The sequence below is a fragment of the Streptomyces sp. NL15-2K genome, from assembly GCF_030551255.1.
In the GTDB taxonomy this organism is placed as follows: Bacteria; Actinomycetota; Actinomycetes; order Streptomycetales; family Streptomycetaceae; genus Streptomyces.
In genome coordinates this window covers 1,798,108-1,815,050 of the sequence record NZ_CP130630.1, presented here as the reverse complement: position 1 = coordinate 1,815,050, position 16,943 = coordinate 1,798,108, and the positions used below count along the sequence as shown (strand labels likewise).

The following is a 16,943-nucleotide window of genomic DNA, read 5'->3' as shown; positions in this document are numbered from 1 at the left end:
GGTAGTCTTCCCGGCGTGCGCCCGTGTGCGGGCGCACGCCGGGAATGCAGGGACGCGAATCGGAGGAACCGGCGTTGCACGTGCAGGAGTGGCTCGACACGGTGCCCGCGGCCGCGGTCTACGCCTTGGTCGGCGTGGTCATCGGTCTGGAGAGCCTGGGCATCCCGTTGCCGGGCGAGATCGTCCTGGTCTCGGCGGCGCTGCTGTCCTCACAGCACGCGGGTATCGACCCGGTGATCCTCGGCGCGTGCGCCAGCATCGGCGCGATCGTCGGCGACTCCATCGGCTACGCCATCGGCCGCAAGGGCGGACGGCCACTGCTGGCCTGGCTCGGCAAGAAGTTCCCCAAGCACTTCAGCGAGGGGCACATCGCCACGGCCGAGCGGTCCTTCCAGAAGTGGGGCATGTGGGCGGTGTTCTTCGGCCGCTTCGTCGCCCTGCTGCGGATCTTCGCCGGGCCGCTCGCGGGTGTGCTGCGGATGCCGTACTGGAAGTTCCTGATCGCCAACGTGCTCGGGGGCATCGTGTGGGCGGGCGGGACGACCGCGGTCATCTACTACGTCGGCATCGTCGCGGAGTCGTGGCTGAAGCGGTTCTCTTGGTTGGGCCTGGTGGCGGCGGTACTGGTCGGGCTCACGTCGATGCTCGTGCTGAAGCGGAAGGCGAAGCAGGCGCAGGCCGTGCATCAGGAAGCGGAACCCGTTCCCGCCGGGGAGTAGAACGCGCCCCAGAGGGGCGCGGGGCTGTGCCATGTGCGGCTCGGCCGCGTGGGCGCGGCCAGCCCCCCCCATGACCCGCGGCCGCCCGGTTCCCTACTCGTGCACCCCGCGATGCGCCTTGGCCAACTCGGCGTACATGGTGCCGTTCAGGCTCACCCCCTGCTTCTCCTCCTCTGTCAGCGCCCGCTTGACCTTCGCGGGAACGCCGGCCACCAGTGACCCCGCCGGCACCTCCATCCCCTGCGGCACCAACGCCTGCGCGGCAACCAGCGACCCCGCCCCGATCACCGCCCCGTTGAGCACGGTCGCCCCCATACCGATCAGACAGTCGTCCCCCACGGTCGCCCCGTGCACCACGGCGTTGTGCCCGATGGAGACGCGCTCCCCGACGGTGACGGGAAAGCCCGGGTCGGCATGCAGCGTGCAGTTGTCCTGGACATTGCTGCTCGCCCCCACGGAGATCCGCTCGACGTCGCCGCGCAGCACCGCCCCGTACCAGACGCTCGCCCCGGCCTGCACCGTCACGTCCCCGATCACCGAGGACGTGGGTGCCACGAACGCCTCCTCGTGGATCTTCGGTTCCTTGCCGCCGATGCCCGTGATCAACGCCTTGTGCGCCATCGCCCTCTCCTCGTCGTCGTCGACACCGGCACCGTACGCCACCGGGTGGGGCGAAGATCACAGACCCTCGATCTCATGGGTCCACCTGACGCTGAGTACGGTGAGCGGGTGCCGAAGCGCAAGAACACGTTCTCATCATGGCCGCGCGGCCTCGCGCAGCGGGCCGTGCACGCGGGCTGGGCCTGGGTGCAGCGCACCGGCTCCGTCACCGCCGAGCACCCGGGACGCTTCCGCTTCCGCGCGCTGGGCACGGGCACCCGGCTCGCCTTCCCTCTCGGCACGGTCTTCGGCGAGCCCTGGATCCAGCTGGGCGCCCACTGCATCGTCGGCGAACAGGTCACCCTGACGGCCGGCCTGATGCCCGACCTCGACCTCGGCCCGGACCCGATCCTGCGCATAGGCGACGGAGTCGTCCTGGGCCGCGGCAGCCACGTCATCGCCGACACGACGGTCACCATCGGCAGCGACTGCTACTTCGGGCCGTACGTCTACGTCACGTCCACCAACCACTCGTACGACGATCCGCACGAGCCCATCGGCAAGCAGTGGCCGCGGATGGAGCCGGTGGAGATCGGCCCGGGCTGCTGGATCGGCACCGGCGCGGTGATCCTGCCGGGGGCGCGCCTCGGGCGGAACGTCGTCGTGGCGGCCGGTGCGGTGGTGCGTGGTGCGGTGCCCGATCACGCGGTGGTGGCCGGGGCGCCCGCGCGCGTCGTACGGCGCTGGACTCCCGCCGACGGCTGGCAGCCGCCGCTGAGGACGCCGGCCCCGGTGCCGATACCCGAGGGCGTCACCCCGGACCAGCTCCTGGCCCTGGCCGACCTGGACGAAGAGGGCGCAGCCCGGCTGGCGGAGCTCGACGCCGACGCCTAGGGCCGCGCTCATCAGGCTCTGTTGCTTTCCTCCGACCTGATCCGCCGGACAGGCCCTAACCCGCCGCCAACAGCACCGTACCCATCAGGGCCAGCCCCGCCCCCGCCGCCTGGATCGCCCGCAGGCGTTCGCTGAGGAAGCCGCGGGCGGCCAGGGCCGTCACCACCGGGTAGAGCGAGGCGAGTACGGCGGCCACGGTGACCGGGCCGTGCTGGGCGGCGATCGCGTACGTGCCGTTCGCGGCGACGTCCGCGAGGCCGACGAAGGCGAGCGCCGGCATTGTGGCCCACGGGAAGCCGTCCGGCGGGAGGGCCTGCGCGCCCCGCTTGACGGAGACGTACAACGCGGCGCCGCCCACGGCCACGTTGGTCACGCGCTGCACGAACAGGGCGAGGAACAGGCCGGTGACCGTCGTCGACGCCTCCGCGATCAGCGCGAACACCGCGCCGAAGCCGAGGGCGGCGATCAGGGTGAGGAGGATGGCCCGGCGTTGCACGGGCGCGCCGCGCAGCTGGGGGCCGCCCGCGAGGACGACCCCGGCGACGGCGACCGCGATCCCCGCGACCTGGACCAGTCCGGGGCGCTCGCCGAGGAAGAGCCCTACACCGATGGGGACGGTCACGCCCAGGGTGGCGAGCGGGGAGACCACGCCCATCGGGCCCAGCGCCAGCGCCTTGTAGAAGCAGATCATCGCCACCGGCCCGGCCAGACCGGCCGCGACCGCGAACCACAACAATGGCCCCGCCTCGCTCCACGCTCCCGTGGTCACCACGATCACGCCCAGCACGGCCGTCGCGATCGTCTGCGAGACGACCACCACCGTCAGTGCCGGGGTACGCCGGGTCAGCAGTCCGCCGCCGAAATCGGCCAGCCCCCACAACAGGCTGGTGGCCAGGGCCAAGAATGCTGTCACGGGTGCCTCGCAGTACAGTTCGGTGAACAATCGGGTGCACCACACCGTAGTGCAGCAGATTGAACTCTGTCATCCAGAATATTGGACGGAATGTGTCGGACCTCGACCTGCTGACCCAATCCCTGGCTCGCAACGTCAAGCACTGGCGGGCGGTGCGCGGCTTCACGCTGGACGTGCTCGCCGCGCGTGCCGGGGTCAGCCGCGGCATGCTGATCCAGATCGAGCAGGCACGGACCAATCCCAGCATCGGGACGGTCGTCAAGATCGGTGACGCGCTCGGCGTCAGCATCACCACGCTGCTCGACTACGAGCAGGGCCCCAGGGTCCGGGTCGTCCCCGCCGAGCAGGCCGTACGGCTGTGGCGCACCGACGCCGGCAGCTACAACCGGCTGCTCGCGGGCGCCGAAGCCCCCGGACCGCTGGAGATGTGGGACTGGCGGCTCATGCCCGGCGAGAGCAGCGGCTCGGACCCGCACCCCGCCGGCACGGTCGAACTCCTCCACGTCACGGCGGGCGAGCTGACCCTGACCCTGGACGGCGTGGAGTACCGCGTCCCGGCGGGCGCGAGCGTCTCCTTCGAAGCCAACGCCCCGCACACGTACGGCAACACGGGGGACGTGCCGATGGAGATGTTCATGGCCGTCTCGGTGCCGCCCGTGCCCTGAAACCCCGCACCCGCGGAGTTGTTAGCGTGCCGTCATGCATGCACCGATCGGACACTTCGACAACGCCCGGCCCGCCCCCGACTGCCTCGACGAGCTGACCGACCCGGTCGCCGACGCCGTACGCCACTGGAGCGGCAGCGTGCCCGCCGAGCAGATCGTCTACGTCGACACCGACCCACAGTGGGCCGACACCGCGGTCTTCGTGGAGCACTACGGCCGCGAACTGCTGGAGCGGTCGGCGAACTGCGTGGTGGTGGCCGGCAAGCGCGGCGGTGAGAGCACACTCGCCGCGTGTGTGGTCATGTCCACCACCCGGGTCGATGTCAACGGCGTCGTGCGCCGCCGGCTCGGCGCGCGCAAGGCCTCGTTCGCCTCGATGGACACCGCCACGGGGGAGACCGGCATGGAGTACGGCGGCATCACGCCGATCGGACTGCCCGGCGGCTGGCCGGTGCTGGTGGACTCGGCCGTCGTGGATCTGCCGTACGTCCTGGTGGGCAGTGGACGCCGACGCGGCAAGCTGCTCGTACCCGGGAAGGCGTTCGCCCAGCTGCCCGGGGCCGTGGTGCTGGAGGGGCTGGGGGTGGCCTGACCTAGGGCCTGTCCGGCGGATCAGGTCGCAGGAAATCGGCGGCGCCCAATCAACGCAGGTGAGCGGGGTCTGGTGCGGCCATATGCAAGGCGGAGGAGGGCGGCGACGCGGAGCGTCGGCAACCGACGACAACGCCGCAGATGGGCGTGCCAGACCCCGCGTCTGCGGCATGATCCGCCGGACAGGCCCTAGGCCGACGCGTGGTGGGCGAGGGCGTGATGCGGGTCCGCCTCGCCCGGCGCCGGCGCCGGATCCGCGTGCACCAGCGCCGCGGTGAGTCGCGGGACCGCGTGCAGCAGGGCGTGTTCGGCGTCGACGGCGATGGCGTGGGCCCGGCGTACCGTCGCCTCGCCGTCCACGACGACCGCCACCTCGGCGCGCAACCGGTGCCCGATCCAGCGCAGCCGCAACTCGCCCACCTCGCGCACCCCTTCGACGCCGCGCAGCGCCCGCTCGGCCCGGTCCACCAGGGCCGGGTCGACGGCGTCCATCACCCGCCGGAACACCTCCCGTGCCGCGTCCCGCAGCACCAGTGTGATGGCGGCCGTGATCGCCAACCCCACGATCGGGTCGGCGAGTTGCCAGCCCAGGGCCGATCCGCCCGCCCCCAGCAGCACGGCCAGCGACGTGAACCCGTCCGTACGGGCGTGCAGCCCATCGGCGACCAGCGCCGCCGAGCCGATGGAGCGGCCGACCCGGATCCGGTAACGGGCCACCCACTCGTTGCCCGCGAAACCGACCAGCGCGGCCACCGCCACCGCCGGGATGTGCTCGACGGGGCGCGGGTCGAGCAGCCGGTCGATCGCCGCCCAGGCCGCGAAGGCGGCGGACGCGGCGATCGTCAGCACGATCGCGATGCCCGCGAGATCCTCGGCGCGGCCGTAGCCGTAGGTGAAGCGGCGGTTCGCCGCGCGGCGGCCCAGCACGAAGGCGATCCCGAGCGGTACGGCGGTCAGCGCGTCCGCGGTGTTGTGCACCGTGTCGCCGAGCAGCGCGACCGACCCGGAGAGGGCCACCACGACCGCCTGTGCCAGCGCCGTCGCGCCGAGCACTGCGAGCGAGACCCACAGGGCGCGCATACCGCGGGCCGAGGACTCCAGGGCGGAGTCGAGTTTGTCGGCGGTCTCGTGGGAGTGGGGGGTGAGGAGGTGGGCGAGTCGGTGGCGGAGGCGGGGACGGGGGTGCTCGTGATGCTCGTGACTGTGCCCGTGGTCCCGTCCGTGGCTGTGCTCGTGGTGGTGCCGGTCGCTCACGAGGTTCCCCTTCCGGTGCGCGGTGGTGGACGCGGGACGCCCACGTCGACCATTATGTGCGTATGAGCGCACGCATGCACCTATCACCTGCGCATGATGCGCATCCGCGCACCCCGGGCGAGGAACAGTTCGCGCTCGCCGCCGAACTGCTCGCGCTGCTCGGCGACCGCACCCGGCTCGCCCTGTTGCACGCCCTGACGTCGGGGGAGGCCGACGTCACGACCCTGACCCAGGCATGCGGGGCGGCGCGGCCCGCCGTCAGTCAGCACCTGGCCCGGCTGCGGCTGGCCGGCCTGGTGGACACCCGCAAGGAGGGCCGCCGGGTGATCTACTCACTGCGCGACGGGCATCTGCGCCGCCTCGTGGACGAGGCCCTGAACGTGGCGGACCACCGGCTCAGCGACCGCCCGCCGCACGACTGAGGAACGCCGCACGACCGAGGAAAGCGGCGCGACCGAGGAAAGCCGCACGACCGGGGAACGCCGCACGACCGAGGAACGCCGGCGACTGAGGAACGCTGGAACGGTTCAGTACGCGGCGGCCGTGCCGAGGTACTGCTCCGCGAAGGCCGCCGCGGCGGCGGGGGAGGTGAACAGGCGTCTCAGCCGGGCGAACGTGGTGCCCGCACGGTACGCGTCGCCCGACGAGGTGCCGTGGTACACCTCGGAGAGCCACTTCGAGAAGTCCTGGTACTCCCACACGCGCCGCAGACAGACCTCCGAGTAGCCGTCCAGTCCGGTCTCGTCGCCCTTGGTGAGGTACGCGACGAGCGCGTCGCCGAGCAGGAAGGCGTCGTGCAGGGCCAGGTTCATGCCCTTCGCGGCGATCGGCGCGGTGAGGTGGGCGGCGTCCCCGGCCAGGAAGAGGCGTCCGAACACCATGGGCTCGACGACGTAGCTGTGCATGTCCAGGACACGCTTCTCGATCAGCGGCCCTTCGATGAGCGGACCGGTGCCGGTCGCCGCCAGCCGCTCCTGGAGCTCGGACCAGACCCTGTCGTGCGACCAGTTCTCCGGGTCGTCGCCGGGCGGGCACTCCAGGTAGTAGCGGGTCACCTGGGGGCTGCGGGCCATGTGCCCGGCGAAACCGTTCGGATGGATGCCGAACACCACGCAGTCGTTGGACGGCGGAGCCTCGGCGAGCAGGGCCAGCCAGCCGACGCCGTAGTCGTACCGGGCGATGTGCGCGTGCTCCGGCAGCGCGGTGCGCGTCACCCCGCGTCCTCCGTCGCACCCGGCGACGAAGTCGCACTCGACGAGCTCCCGCTGTCCCGTCTCGGCGGAGATGTACGACACCGAAGGGTGAGCCGTGTCCAGGTCGTGCAACTCCACGTCCCGCACGCCGAACCGGATCTGCCCGCCTCGCACGTCCGCGTACTCGCGCACCAGGTCCGTCACCAGCAACGGCTGGGGATAGACGAAGTGGTGATGTCCCGTCAGCTCGATGTACGAGAAGCGAAACCGCTCCCCGCCGAACCGGAACTCGCACTCGGTGTGCAACTGCGCCCGCTCCAGCAGGTTCTTGGCGAGCCCGCGCTGTTGCAGGCCGCGCACGGCCCATTCCTCGATGACCCCCGCGCGGGGCCGCTGCTCGATGAACTCGCGCGTCTCGTTCTCCAGGACCAGGCAGTCGACGCCGGCGGCCCGCAGGATGTTGCCGACCGTCAGCCCGGCGGGCCCGGCACCCACGACAACGACCGGAAAGCGTTCTGTGGACGCGGAATTGGTGTCGGTCACCTCGTCAGTATGCCGGGACGCCGCCGTGTCCCGACCCGGTTCGACGGAATCGGGCGCGCCCCGATGATTGTCCTTTCTTGCCGTTCTCTTTGCTCCGCGCGTCGCGGGGCCGGTGCTAGTGTCGGCCGCGCTCATACAACTCCGCGATACCCAGGGCCGGTTGACCACTGGCCGACGAGGGTTACCGCGTCGAAGGAAACGGGGAAATCCAATGAGGGGAAAACTGGGCCGTGTGGCCCTGACGCTTGCTGTCGCCGCGTCTCTGGGAGCGGCCACCGAGGCGAGCAGTGCAGCCGCGACCGCGTCACCCGCGGCGGCTTCGTCGAGCGTACGTCCGATGGACAATCCGTACTTCCCGAAATGGAAGGTCACCCACGTCGGCAAGGCCTACAGGACGTACGGCAAGTGGAAGACCTGCGTCGTCTTCAGCAAGGAGAGGACGCCGCACACGGTGACCTGCTCGCTGTCGAAGACCACCTCCACCACGGTGAGCGGCAGCCTGACCGTCTCAGTCAAGGCCATGTCCGCCGCCGTCGGATATCAGGTGCAGAAGTCCTACAGCGTCACCGGCGGCGAGAGTTACACCGCCGACAAGAGCAAGTCAGGACGTATTCAGTGGCGAGAGGCTTACCGCACCAACAAGGTGACGGAAAAGAAATACATGTGCCCGCTCCATGGTTCGTGCAACTACACCGGACCGATCGGGACTGCCTATGCCTACACCCACAAGTATGTCGCTCCGAACTTCCGGATCGTCTACGACAAGTAAGAATCGTCTACGAAAAGTAGGAGACAAGTAGACGTTCAGCCCAGCCGGGGAATCTCGATCGCCGGGCAACGGTCCATCACCATCTCCAGACCGGCGGCCCGGGTGCGGTCGTACGCCGCCTCGTCGATGACCCCCAGCTGGAACCAGACCGCCTGGGCGCCCTTCGCCACCGCCTCGTCGGCGACCTGCCCGGCGAGATCGCTGTTCACGAACACGTCGACGACGTCCACGTCGAAGGGGATGTCCGCGAGGGAGGCGTATCCCCGCTCCCCGTGCACCGTCTCCGCCTTGGGGTGGACCGGCACGATGCGCTTGCCGTAGCGCTGGAGCACGTCGGCCACGCCGTACGCGGCGCGCCGCCGGTTCGACGACAGGCCCACCACGGCCCAGGTGTCGCCGAGCTCGGTGAGGATCTTGCGGACCGTTGCCTCGTCGCCGTACACCGTCGGTCTCCTTGGGCTCGCGGAAGAGCTGGCATCCCGGAGAACAGCGGACCATGCCCGCTGATTCCCCTGCTTCCCGCCGTGACGACTGAACGTCTGTTCGGGTTGTCGGTGGCGCGGCGCTGCTCACGGGCCTACGCTCACCCCGTGCTGCGCATCATCGACGCCCGAACCGGCGAGCCCGTCGAGGCCGCTCCCGCCCGGCGCGGGCTGACCCGCGTCGAGGCCCACACGGCGGGCTACGACGCCACAGCCCTGCGCGTGCTGCTGGTCACCGACCTCCTGGTGCGGGCCCTGGAGCTGGGCGGCACGCCGGTCTGGGCGCTGCTGACGGGCGAGCGGGAGCAGGCGGAACTGCGGGCGGGTGCCGCCACGCTCGGTATGCGGCCCTTGGAGGACAGCCGGCCCACCGGGACCGGACTGGGCGAGTCCCAGGTCATCCATGTGGCGGGCGAGGACCGCACGGCCCCCGACGGCATCAAGGTCGCCGTAGCGCCGGTCGACCCGGCGGCGCCCGCGATTCCGGAGGACGCCGATCCCACCGCCGTACGCCTGGCGCTGCTCTCCCGGCGCCGGAGCGCGCCCGTACGGCTCGACGCGGCGGCTCTGGACGAGGCCCGGGACACGCTCTTCCGCTGGCGCCGCGCCGTCGCCGACTGGGCGCGCCTGCCGTCACGGGCGATCCCCGAGGACGTGCGCGACGAGCTCCGCACGGCCTGGGAGGACGATCTGGACGTACCCTCCGTCCTGCGGGTCCTGCACCGGGTGGAGACCTCGGACCGGCCCGAGGGCGCGCGCTTCGAGACATACGCCTACGCCGACCGGCTGCTCGGCCTCGAACTCACCCGCGACCTGGGAGCCCCGGCATGATCGCCCGCGCGGGAGCGGGCCCGCTGCGTCACCTGGTCGTCCTGCGGCACGCCAAGTCCGCCTGGCCGGACGGCGTCGTCGACCACGAACGCCCGCTGGCGCCGCGCGGCCGCCGGGACGCGCCGGTCGCGGGCCGGATCCTCGCCGAGAGCGACCTGCTCCCGGACCTCGCCCTGTGCTCCACCGCCGTACGCGCCCGCCAGACGTGGGACCTGGCCTCTGCCCAGTGGGGCACGCCGCCGCCGGTCCGCTTCGACGCGCACCTGTACGCCGCCGACGTACCCGACCTGCTGGACGTCGTGCACGACGTGCCCACCGAGGTCGACACACTGCTGCTGATCGGGCACAACCCCGGCCTGGAGGACCTGGTGCTCGACCTGGCCGGGGACGGTCTCGACGACGCGCTGGACCAGGTGCGCGTGAAGTTCCCGACCTCGGCGATCGCCGTCCTGGCCTGGCGCGGCACCTCCTGGGAGGCCCTCACCCCGGGCACGGCCCTGCTGACGAACGTGATCGTCGCGCGGGGCGGGAAGAAGCGCTGACCGGCAGGCGCAAGCGCTGACCGCCAGGCACAAGCGCTGAGCCGACCCGCGCGGGTGGTGGCAGGCGCTCCGCATACGCTGGCCCGATGCAGGACGAGTACCGCACAGTCGCCCGCGCGGGCGTGCACGAGACCGAGGTCAACCGATCCCGCTTCCTGTGCGCCCTCGCCCCGGCGGCCACCGAGCGGCAGGCCCAGGAGTTCATCGCGGGCATCCGCAAGCAGCACACGGACGCCACGCACAACTGCTACGCGTACGTCATCGGCGCCGACGCCGCGATCCAGAAAGCGAGCGACGACGGCGAACCCGGCGGCACGGCCGGTGTCCCCATGCTCCAGATGCTGCTGCGCCGCGACATGCGGTACGTCGTCGCCGTCGTCACCCGCTACTACGGCGGCGTCAAGCTGGGCGCGGGCGGACTCATCAGGGCGTACGGCGGAGCGGTCGGCGAGGCCCTGGACACCCTCGGCACACTCACCCGCCGCCGCTTCCGGCTGGCCACGGTGACCGTCGACCACCAGCGGGCGGGCAAGCTGCAGAACGACCTGCGGTCCACGGGCCGTGAGGTGCGCGACGTGCGGTACGGCGAGGCGGTCACCCTCGAGATCGGGTTGCCGGACGCCGATGTGGAGGCCTTCCGGGCGTGGCTGGCGGACGCGACCGCGGGGACCGCCGGCTTCGAACTGGGCGGAGAGGCATACGGGGACGCGTCATAACGGGCGGTCGGCGGTCGGCGGGGAATGTCACCGCCCGGAGCGTGCCCGTCGGCGCAGCAGCGCCAGGACGATCAGACCGCAGACGGCGCCCTGCGCGGCGTTGAAGACGAGAATGCCGATCATGCCGGGCACCGGCGGCAGCTCCGCGCTGTCCAGGAACGGCTGCAGCGAGATGTTCAGCAGCAGCGCCAGCACGCCGTAGGCCACGCCGACGAACGCCATCGTCTGCACCGGGCGAGGGACCCGGCGCACCACGGCGGTGGCGATCCACACGACGATGATCAGCGTAGTGAAGATCAACGGGCCCACCTGCTTCTTCAGTGGTCCGTCGTCATACGCCCCCACGATGCTCAGCACGGGGCGGATGAGCGCGAAGGCGCCCAGCGCGACGATCGTCACCCAAGGTAATTCGCGCAGGTCATTCCGGGTTTTCTCCTTGATGGCCATGCGCTGGCTCCCTTCTCTGGCGCTCGGTGCGAGCGCCGAATCGGCCGACGTCCGGACCGGCCGGCCCTCGACCCGCTCCCGGGTCTGCGGCGGGGTGAGCCCGTCCGATAGGTAGATTGCCCATATGTAGGCTGGCTACGCTAGTGCATGCCGTAGATTGTCTACATGATGTCTGAAGCGCTACGGGGCCATCTGGACGCGCTGATCCTCGCGGTGCTCGAACGGGAGCCCCTGCACGGGTACGCGGTCATGGAGGCTCTTCAGGTGAGCAGTGGCGGGGCGCTGGACCTGCCGACGGGTTCGCTGTATCCCGCGTTGCGCAGACTCGAACGGGCCGGGCTCGTGGAGAGCGAGTGGAGCACGGTGAGCGGCCGTAGGCGGCGTACTTACCAGCTCACCGCCGCGGGCAGCCGCGCGCTGGCCACCGAGCGGACGAAGTGGCGGGATTTCGCGGCGATGGTCGACGGGGTCCTGCACCCGGGACCGGCGACGGCCTGACGCTGCTGCCGGGCAGCGCCGTGTACGGACGGGGGATCCGGCTGTGCGGGGGCGCCCGGGTGCGTCCTTGAAGAGTTTCGGGACGTGCCGTACGGGCGGGAGCGGTGTGGGGCCGACGCCGTTGTGCGTCGGGACCAGCCCGGCTCCCGCGCGTCGCTGGGACCGGACGTGAACGGGCGTGCGTCGCCCCGGGTGGTTACGCCGCGCTCAGGCAGCGGCGGCCCGCCACGGCGATACCGATCAGGGGCACCCCGAGCAGGAGCGCGGTGCTCGGCAGTCCCGTGACACCCAGGAGCGAGTCCGTGGCCGGGCTGTAGAGGGTCAGCAGCAGCCCCAGAACGGCGAACACGACGCTGACGGCGCATGCGAAGACGCCGACGACACGCACGAGGCGAGGGCGCGCACCGAGATGGCGCACTCCGGCACCCGTGGCGATCACCACCGCCAGTGCCATGACGATGGCACCGGTGCCGGTCCACCGCACCACTTCGTTGATCAGCGTGTAACCGGCACTTCCGGATTCGTCCGCGCCCTGCCCGGCGAAACGCAGCAGTCCCCACCACGCCACTGGCTGGACGGTCAGGACGGCACAGATCAACAGCGCCGTACGACGACCCTGTGCAAGGCCCAACTCGACCTGGTAGTCGGGGGCGATGACCTGGACGGAACCGAAGTCGTCCACTGCGCACCGCTCGGCGCTCTCGCGGTCGAGGCCTTTCTCCGCGTACGCCTCGGCCGCGTCCAAGAGGCTGTCGCGTGCCTCGGCGACCATGTCCGCCTTGACCGCCCGTGGGCCGCGCAAGGCCTGGTCGAGCTCTGCGACGTATCGGTCGATCACCGGGTCTCCCTGCAATTCCTCCGCCGCGTGCGGACCGATTATAGGCAGTTGGGCCGCGCCGTCCCGGGGCGCTTGGCCCGCTTTCCAATGCCGCCCGGCCCAGGCGCGATAGAGCGAGACAAATGCCGCCGAACCGACGTCCGTGATGGAGCAGGTGCTGACAGGCGTTAGCGTGGTCGGTGCTGACAGCGAGGACCGTGCTGGATCGGTGCCGGGTCTCGGGGCGGAGTAGGGGGAAACATTGCGGGTCGGGGCGGCGTCTTGAGAATTCTGCACACTTCCGACTGGCATCTCGGCCGGGCGTTCCACCGGGTCAACATGCTCGGAGCCCAGGCCGAGTTCATCGGCCACCTCGTCACCACCGTGCGGGAGCGCGAGGTCGACGCGGTGGTCGTGTCGGGGGACGTGTACGACCGTGCGGTGCCGCCGCTCGCCGCGGTCGAGCTGTTCGACGACGCCCTGCACCGCCTCGCCGACCTCGGTGTGCCCACGGTGATGATCTCCGGGAACCACGACTCGGCGCGCCGCCTCGGCGTGGGCGCCGGCCTGATCGGGCGCGCGGGGATCCATCTGCGGACCGATCCGTCGGCGTGCGGGACGCCGGTGGTTCTCACCGACGGGCACGGCGACGTGGCCTTCTACGGACTGCCGTATCTCGAACCCGCCCTGGTCAAGGACGAGTTCGGCGTCGAGAAGGCCGGGCACGAGGCCGTGCTCGCCGCCGCCATGGACCGGGTCCGCGCCGACCTCGCCACCCGCGCGGGGGGCACCCGCTCCGTCGTCCTCGCGCACGCCTTCGTCACCGGCGGCGAGGCCAGCGACAGCGAGCGGGACATCACCGTCGGCGGAGTGGCCGCCGTCCCCGCCGGGGTCTTCGACGGCGTCGACTACGCCGCGCTCGGGCACCTGCACGGCAGCCAGACCATCACCGAGCGCGTGCGCTACTCCGGCTCCCCGCTGCCGTACTCCTTCTCGGAGGCCGGCCACCGCAAGAGCATGTGGCTCGTCGACCTGGCCGCCGACGGCGCGGTCACCGCCGAGCGCGTCGACTGCCCGGTGCCCCGCGCGCTGGCCCGCGTCCGGGGCACCCTGGAGGAGCTGCTCGCCGATCCGGACCTCGCCCGGCACGAGGAGGCCTGGGTCGAGGCGACCCTCACCGACGCAGTCCGCCCCGCCGACCCCATGGCCCGGCTCACCGAGCGCTTCCCGCACACGCTGAGCCTCGTCTTCGACCCCGAACGCGCCCCGGACGACCCCGCCGTGTCGTATGCCAAGCGCCTCGCCGGCCGCAGCGACCAGCAGATCGCGGAGGACTTCGTGGCCCATGTGCGCGGCGCCGGGCCCGACGAGCGGGAGCGGGCGGTGCTGCGGGACGCGTTCGACGCGGTGCGCGCGGACGAGGCCGTGCGGGAGGTGGCGCGGTGAGGCTGCACCGTCTCGACATCACCGCGTTCGGGCCCTTCGGCGGCTCCCAGACCGTGGACTTCGACGAACTGTCGGCCGCCGGGCTCTTCCTCCTGCACGGACCGACGGGGGCCGGCAAGACCTCCGTCCTGGACGCCGTCTGCTACGCGCTGTACGGCTCGGTGCCGGGCGCCCGCCAGGCCGGGCAGGGCACGACCCTGCGCAGTGACCACGCCGCGCCCGGCACGCGCACGGAGATCCGCCTCGAACTCACCGTCGCGGGCCGCCGGTTGGAGATCACCCGGCAGCCGCCCTGGGAGCGGCCCAAGAAGCGCGGCTCGGGCACGACCCTCGACAAGGCCCAGACCTGGCTGCGCGAGTACGACGCGACGGCCGGCGCCTGGAAGGACCTCAGCCGCTCCCACCAGGAGATCGGCGAGGAGGTCGCCCAGCTGCTCGGCATGAGCCGCGAGCAGTTCTGCCAGGTCGTGCTGCTGCCCCAGGGCGACTTCGCGCGCTTTCTGCGCGCCGACGCCGAGGCGCGCGCCAAGCTGCTGGGCCGCCTCTTCGACACCCGCCGGTTCGCCGCGGTCGAGCAGCGCCTCGCCGAGCGCCGACGCGCGGCCGAGGCCCAGGTGCGCGAGGGGGACGCCGCCCTGCTGGCCGACGCGCACCGCATGCAGCAGGCCGCCGGCGACACCATGGAGCTGCCGGAGCTGGCACCGGGCGAGCCGGGGCTGGCGGAAGCCGTCCTGAGCGCCGCCGCCGTCGCCCGCGGCACCGCCCGCGAACTGCTGACCATCGCCCACTGCCGCCTCACCGCCGCCGAGTCCGCCCACGCGGTCGCCGGGCGCGCATGGGACGAGGCACGCGAACTGGACCGGCTGCAACGGCGGTTCGCCGAGGCACAGGAGCGGGCCGCGCACCTGGCGGAGCGGGCCGAGGCCCACCGCCAGGCGCAGGCACGCATGGAGCGGGCCCGCAAGGCGGAGGCGGTGGCACCGGCCCTGGAACTGTGGGAGTCCGCCGACGCCGAACACCGCAGGGCGGCCGCGGCGGAGGCACACGCGCGTGGTCTGCTGCGGGATGCCTTCGGCGAGATGCTCGGCCGGGCACACGGCACCGTCACGGACGCCGGCGCCGCCGGCCTCGCCACCGCCGCGCGCCGGGCCACCGAGGAGCTGGGCGGGCTGGAGTCGGCCCGTCGTGCCGAGCAGCGGCTCGCCGAACTCGTCGCCGAGCGCGTCGACCTGGACCGTCAGGAGCGGGCCGACGAGGACGTCCGTCTGGAGGCGGAGACCTGGCTCGCCGGGTGGGAGGCGACCCGGGCGGGTCTTCAGGCCCGTATCGAGTCCGCCCAGGAGGCCGCGACCCGCGCCGAGCAACTCGCCGTGCGGCGCGAGCCCGCCCGGCAGCGGCTCGCCGCCGCCCGGATGCGCGACCAACTGGCCGGCGACACGGACACGGCCGCCGAACAGGCCGGTCTCGCGCGAGAGCAGGCGCTGAAGGCCAAGGCGCACTGGCTGGACGTGAAGGAACAGCGACTGAACGGCATCGCCGCCGAACTCGCCGCCCAGCTCACGGACGGCGAGCCCTGTGCCGTCTGCGGCGCCACCGACCACCCCGCACCCGCGCGCAAGGACGCCGGACACGTCGACCGGGAGGCGGAGGAGCGGGCGCTGGCGGCGTACCAGCAGGCGGAGGAACAGCACGCCGAGCAGGAACGGCGCCTGGGCGTCGTACGGGAAGCCCTGGCCGCCGCCACCGCCGAGGCCGGGGACACGCCGACGAACCAACTCGCCGAAGCCGCCGACGAGTTGGAGCGGCTGTACGCGCAGGCCCGCAGGGACGCCTCCGCCCTGCACCCCGCGCACGAGGAGCTGCGCCGGGCCGAGGACGAACACGAGCGGCGCACCGCCGCCCACCAGCAGACGGCGGTGCGGGCGGCCTCCCGGGTCGGTCGCCGCGAGCGCCTGGACCGCGAGAAGGCCACGCTGGAGGCGGAGTTGGCCCAGGCGCGCGGCGCCGCCGAGAGCGTGGCCGCGCGGGCCGCGCAGCTGGAGCGGCGGGTCGCGCTGCTCACCGAGGCCGCCGACGCCGCCCGTGCCGCCGAGGACACCGCCCAGCGCCTCAAGGACGCCGACGCCCGCCTCGCCGACGCCGCCTTCCGGGCCGGCTTCGACACACCGCAGGCCGCGGCCGCCGCACTCCTGGACGACGCGGCCCACCGCGAACTCCAGCACCGGCTGGACGCCTGGCAGTCCGAGGAGGCCGCCGTACGCGCCCTCCTCGCCGAGACCGACACCGCGGCCGCCGCCCAGCAGCCGCCCGCCGACCTCACCGCGGCGGAGCGGGCCGCGGCTCTCGCGGCCCAGCGGCTGCGCGACGCCGCCTCCGCCCGCGACGCCGCCGACCGCCGCTGCGCCGAACTCGACCGGCTGTCCCTGCGAGCGTCCGCGGGGGTACGGCGGCTGGCGCCGCTGCGCGAGGAGTACGACCGCGTGGCCCGGCTGGCCGGACTCGCCGCGGGCACCTCGGCGGACAACGAACGCCGGATGCGCCTGGAGTCGTACGTCCTGGCGGCCCGGCTGGAACAGGTGGCCGCCGCCGCGACCGTACGGCTGCGACGCATGTCGTCCGGCCGCTACACCCTCGTCCACTCCGACGACCGCAGCGGACGCGGCCGCAGCGGGCTCGGGCTGCACGTAGTCGACGCCTGGACCGGCCGCGAGCGGGACACGGCCACCCTGTCCGGCGGCGAGACCTTCTTCGCCTCCCTCGCGCTCGCCCTCGGCCTCGCCGACGTGGTCACGGACGAGGCCGGCGGGGTCCGGCTGGACACCCTCTTCATCGACGAGGGCTTCGGCAGCCTCGACGACCAGACCCTCGACGAGGTCCTCGACGTCCTCGACTCCCTGCGCGAACGCGACCGCAGCGTCGGCATCGTCAGCCACGTCCCCGATCTGCGGCGGCGGATCCACGCGCAGTTGGAGGTCGTGAAGGGGAGGTCCGGTTCGGTGCTGCGGCAGCGCGGCGTGGGGTGA

19 protein-coding genes are annotated in these 16,943 nt (G+C 72.3%); 12 read left to right on the top strand and 7 right to left on the bottom strand.

Going from position 1 to position 16,943, the window contains the following annotated elements; translation table 11 throughout:
- The first annotated feature begins 74 nt into the window (after positions 1-74).
- Entirely contained in the window at positions 75-719 is a 645-nt protein-coding gene (locus tag Q4V64_RS07640; protein ID WP_124444070.1) for a DedA family protein, read from the top strand.
- A gap of 93 nt (positions 720-812) precedes the next feature.
- Here the strand turns inward: Q4V64_RS07640 and Q4V64_RS07635 are convergent, their stop codons facing one another.
- The gene (locus Q4V64_RS07635; RefSeq protein ID WP_124444094.1) at positions 813-1,340 is read right to left on the bottom strand and encodes a gamma carbonic anhydrase family protein; all 528 of its coding nucleotides are present in this window, start codon (positions 1,338-1,340) and stop codon (positions 813-815) included.
- Positions 1,341-1,448: 108 nt separating this feature from the next.
- Between Q4V64_RS07635 and Q4V64_RS07630 the strand changes: the two genes are divergently transcribed.
- Positions 1,449-2,213, top strand: a complete 765-nt coding sequence (locus Q4V64_RS07630) for an acyltransferase (RefSeq protein ID WP_124444071.1) — start codon at positions 1,449-1,451, stop codon at positions 2,211-2,213.
- 55 nt (positions 2,214-2,268) lie between these two features.
- Here the strand turns inward: Q4V64_RS07630 and Q4V64_RS07625 are convergent, their stop codons facing one another.
- Positions 2,269-3,126 (bottom strand): DMT family transporter, encoded by an 858-nt coding sequence (locus Q4V64_RS07625; RefSeq protein ID WP_124444072.1) that lies wholly within the window; start codon positions 3,124-3,126, stop codon positions 2,269-2,271.
- 92 nt (positions 3,127-3,218) lie between these two features.
- Between Q4V64_RS07625 and Q4V64_RS07620 the strand changes: the two genes are divergently transcribed.
- Both Q4V64_RS07620 and Q4V64_RS07615 read left to right on the top strand, forming a co-directional pair.
- A complete protein-coding gene (locus Q4V64_RS07620; RefSeq protein WP_124444073.1) occupies positions 3,219-3,791 on the top strand; it encodes an XRE family transcriptional regulator in 573 nt (190 codons plus the stop codon).
- 34 nt (positions 3,792-3,825) lie between these two features.
- Positions 3,826-4,383, top strand: coding sequence for a YbaK/EbsC family protein (locus Q4V64_RS07615; protein ID WP_124444074.1), 558 nt, complete (start codon positions 3,826-3,828; stop codon positions 4,381-4,383).
- A 188-nt stretch (positions 4,384-4,571) separates the two neighbouring features.
- Here the strand turns inward: Q4V64_RS07615 and Q4V64_RS07610 are convergent, their stop codons facing one another.
- Positions 4,572-5,636 carry a cation diffusion facilitator family transporter gene (locus Q4V64_RS07610; protein ID WP_303709257.1) on the bottom strand — a complete coding sequence of 355 codons (1,065 nt, stop codon included), beginning with the start codon at positions 5,634-5,636 and terminating at the stop codon, positions 4,572-4,574.
- A gap of 62 nt (positions 5,637-5,698) precedes the next feature.
- On the opposite strand from Q4V64_RS07610, the gene Q4V64_RS07605 reads away from it, so the two are divergent.
- Positions 5,699-6,058, top strand: coding sequence for a metalloregulator ArsR/SmtB family transcription factor (locus Q4V64_RS07605; RefSeq protein WP_172629501.1), 360 nt, complete (start codon positions 5,699-5,701; stop codon positions 6,056-6,058).
- Positions 6,059-6,163: 105 nt separating this feature from the next.
- On the opposite strand, the gene Q4V64_RS07600 is transcribed toward Q4V64_RS07605, so the two are convergent.
- Positions 6,164-7,372, bottom strand: coding sequence for a 4-hydroxybenzoate 3-monooxygenase (locus tag Q4V64_RS07600; RefSeq protein WP_253267330.1), 1,209 nt, complete (start codon positions 7,370-7,372; stop codon positions 6,164-6,166).
- Positions 7,373-7,604: 232 nt separating this feature from the next.
- Between Q4V64_RS07600 and Q4V64_RS07595 the strand changes: the two genes are divergently transcribed.
- Positions 7,605-8,141, top strand: coding sequence for a hypothetical protein (locus tag Q4V64_RS07595; RefSeq protein ID WP_124444099.1), 537 nt, complete (start codon positions 7,605-7,607; stop codon positions 8,139-8,141).
- Positions 8,142-8,176: 35 nt separating this feature from the next.
- Here Q4V64_RS07595 and Q4V64_RS07590 read toward each other — a convergent pair whose 3' ends face one another.
- Positions 8,177-8,584, bottom strand: coding sequence for a CoA-binding protein (locus Q4V64_RS07590; protein ID WP_124444100.1), 408 nt, complete (start codon positions 8,582-8,584; stop codon positions 8,177-8,179).
- Positions 8,585-8,731: 147 nt separating this feature from the next.
- On the opposite strand from Q4V64_RS07590, the gene Q4V64_RS07585 reads away from it, so the two are divergent.
- The 3 genes from Q4V64_RS07585 to Q4V64_RS07575 all read left to right on the top strand — a co-directional run bounded on the left by Q4V64_RS07585 (position 8,732) and on the right by Q4V64_RS07575 (position 10,712).
- The gene (locus tag Q4V64_RS07585) at positions 8,732-9,454 is read left to right on the top strand and encodes a hypothetical protein (protein ID WP_172629502.1); all 723 of its coding nucleotides are present in this window, start codon (positions 8,732-8,734) and stop codon (positions 9,452-9,454) included.
- Positions 9,451-9,996: a histidine phosphatase family protein gene (locus Q4V64_RS07580; RefSeq protein ID WP_124444101.1), complete on the top strand. Its 546-nt coding sequence runs from the start codon at positions 9,451-9,453 to the stop codon at positions 9,994-9,996. Before Q4V64_RS07585 ends, Q4V64_RS07580 begins: the two co-directional genes overlap by 4 nt.
- An 86-nt stretch (positions 9,997-10,082) precedes the next feature.
- Positions 10,083-10,712 carry a YigZ family protein gene (locus Q4V64_RS07575; RefSeq protein WP_124444102.1) on the top strand — a complete coding sequence of 210 codons (630 nt, stop codon included), beginning with the start codon at positions 10,083-10,085 and terminating at the stop codon, positions 10,710-10,712.
- A 27-nt stretch (positions 10,713-10,739) separates the two neighbouring features.
- Here Q4V64_RS07575 and Q4V64_RS07570 read toward each other — a convergent pair whose 3' ends face one another.
- Positions 10,740-11,159: a hypothetical protein gene (locus Q4V64_RS07570; RefSeq protein ID WP_124444103.1), complete on the bottom strand. Its 420-nt coding sequence runs from the start codon at positions 11,157-11,159 to the stop codon at positions 10,740-10,742.
- A gap of 165 nt (positions 11,160-11,324) precedes the next feature.
- Here Q4V64_RS07570 and Q4V64_RS07565 point away from each other — a divergent pair, with 165 nt between their 5' ends.
- Entirely contained in the window at positions 11,325-11,657 is a 333-nt protein-coding gene (locus tag Q4V64_RS07565) for a PadR family transcriptional regulator (protein ID WP_124444104.1), read from the top strand.
- Between the two features lie 196 nt (positions 11,658-11,853).
- On the opposite strand, the gene Q4V64_RS07560 is transcribed toward Q4V64_RS07565, so the two are convergent.
- Positions 11,854-12,495 (bottom strand): permease prefix domain 1-containing protein, encoded by a 642-nt coding sequence (locus Q4V64_RS07560; RefSeq protein WP_124444105.1) that lies wholly within the window; start codon positions 12,493-12,495, stop codon positions 11,854-11,856.
- Positions 12,496-12,756: 261 nt separating this feature from the next.
- On the opposite strand from Q4V64_RS07560, the gene Q4V64_RS07555 reads away from it, so the two are divergent.
- Positions 12,757-13,920, top strand: coding sequence for an exonuclease SbcCD subunit D (locus Q4V64_RS07555; RefSeq protein ID WP_124444106.1), 1,164 nt, complete (start codon positions 12,757-12,759; stop codon positions 13,918-13,920).
- Positions 13,917-16,943: an SMC family ATPase gene (locus Q4V64_RS07550; protein ID WP_124444107.1), complete on the top strand. Its 3,027-nt coding sequence runs from the start codon at positions 13,917-13,919 to the stop codon at positions 16,941-16,943. Before Q4V64_RS07555 ends, Q4V64_RS07550 begins: the two co-directional genes overlap by 4 nt.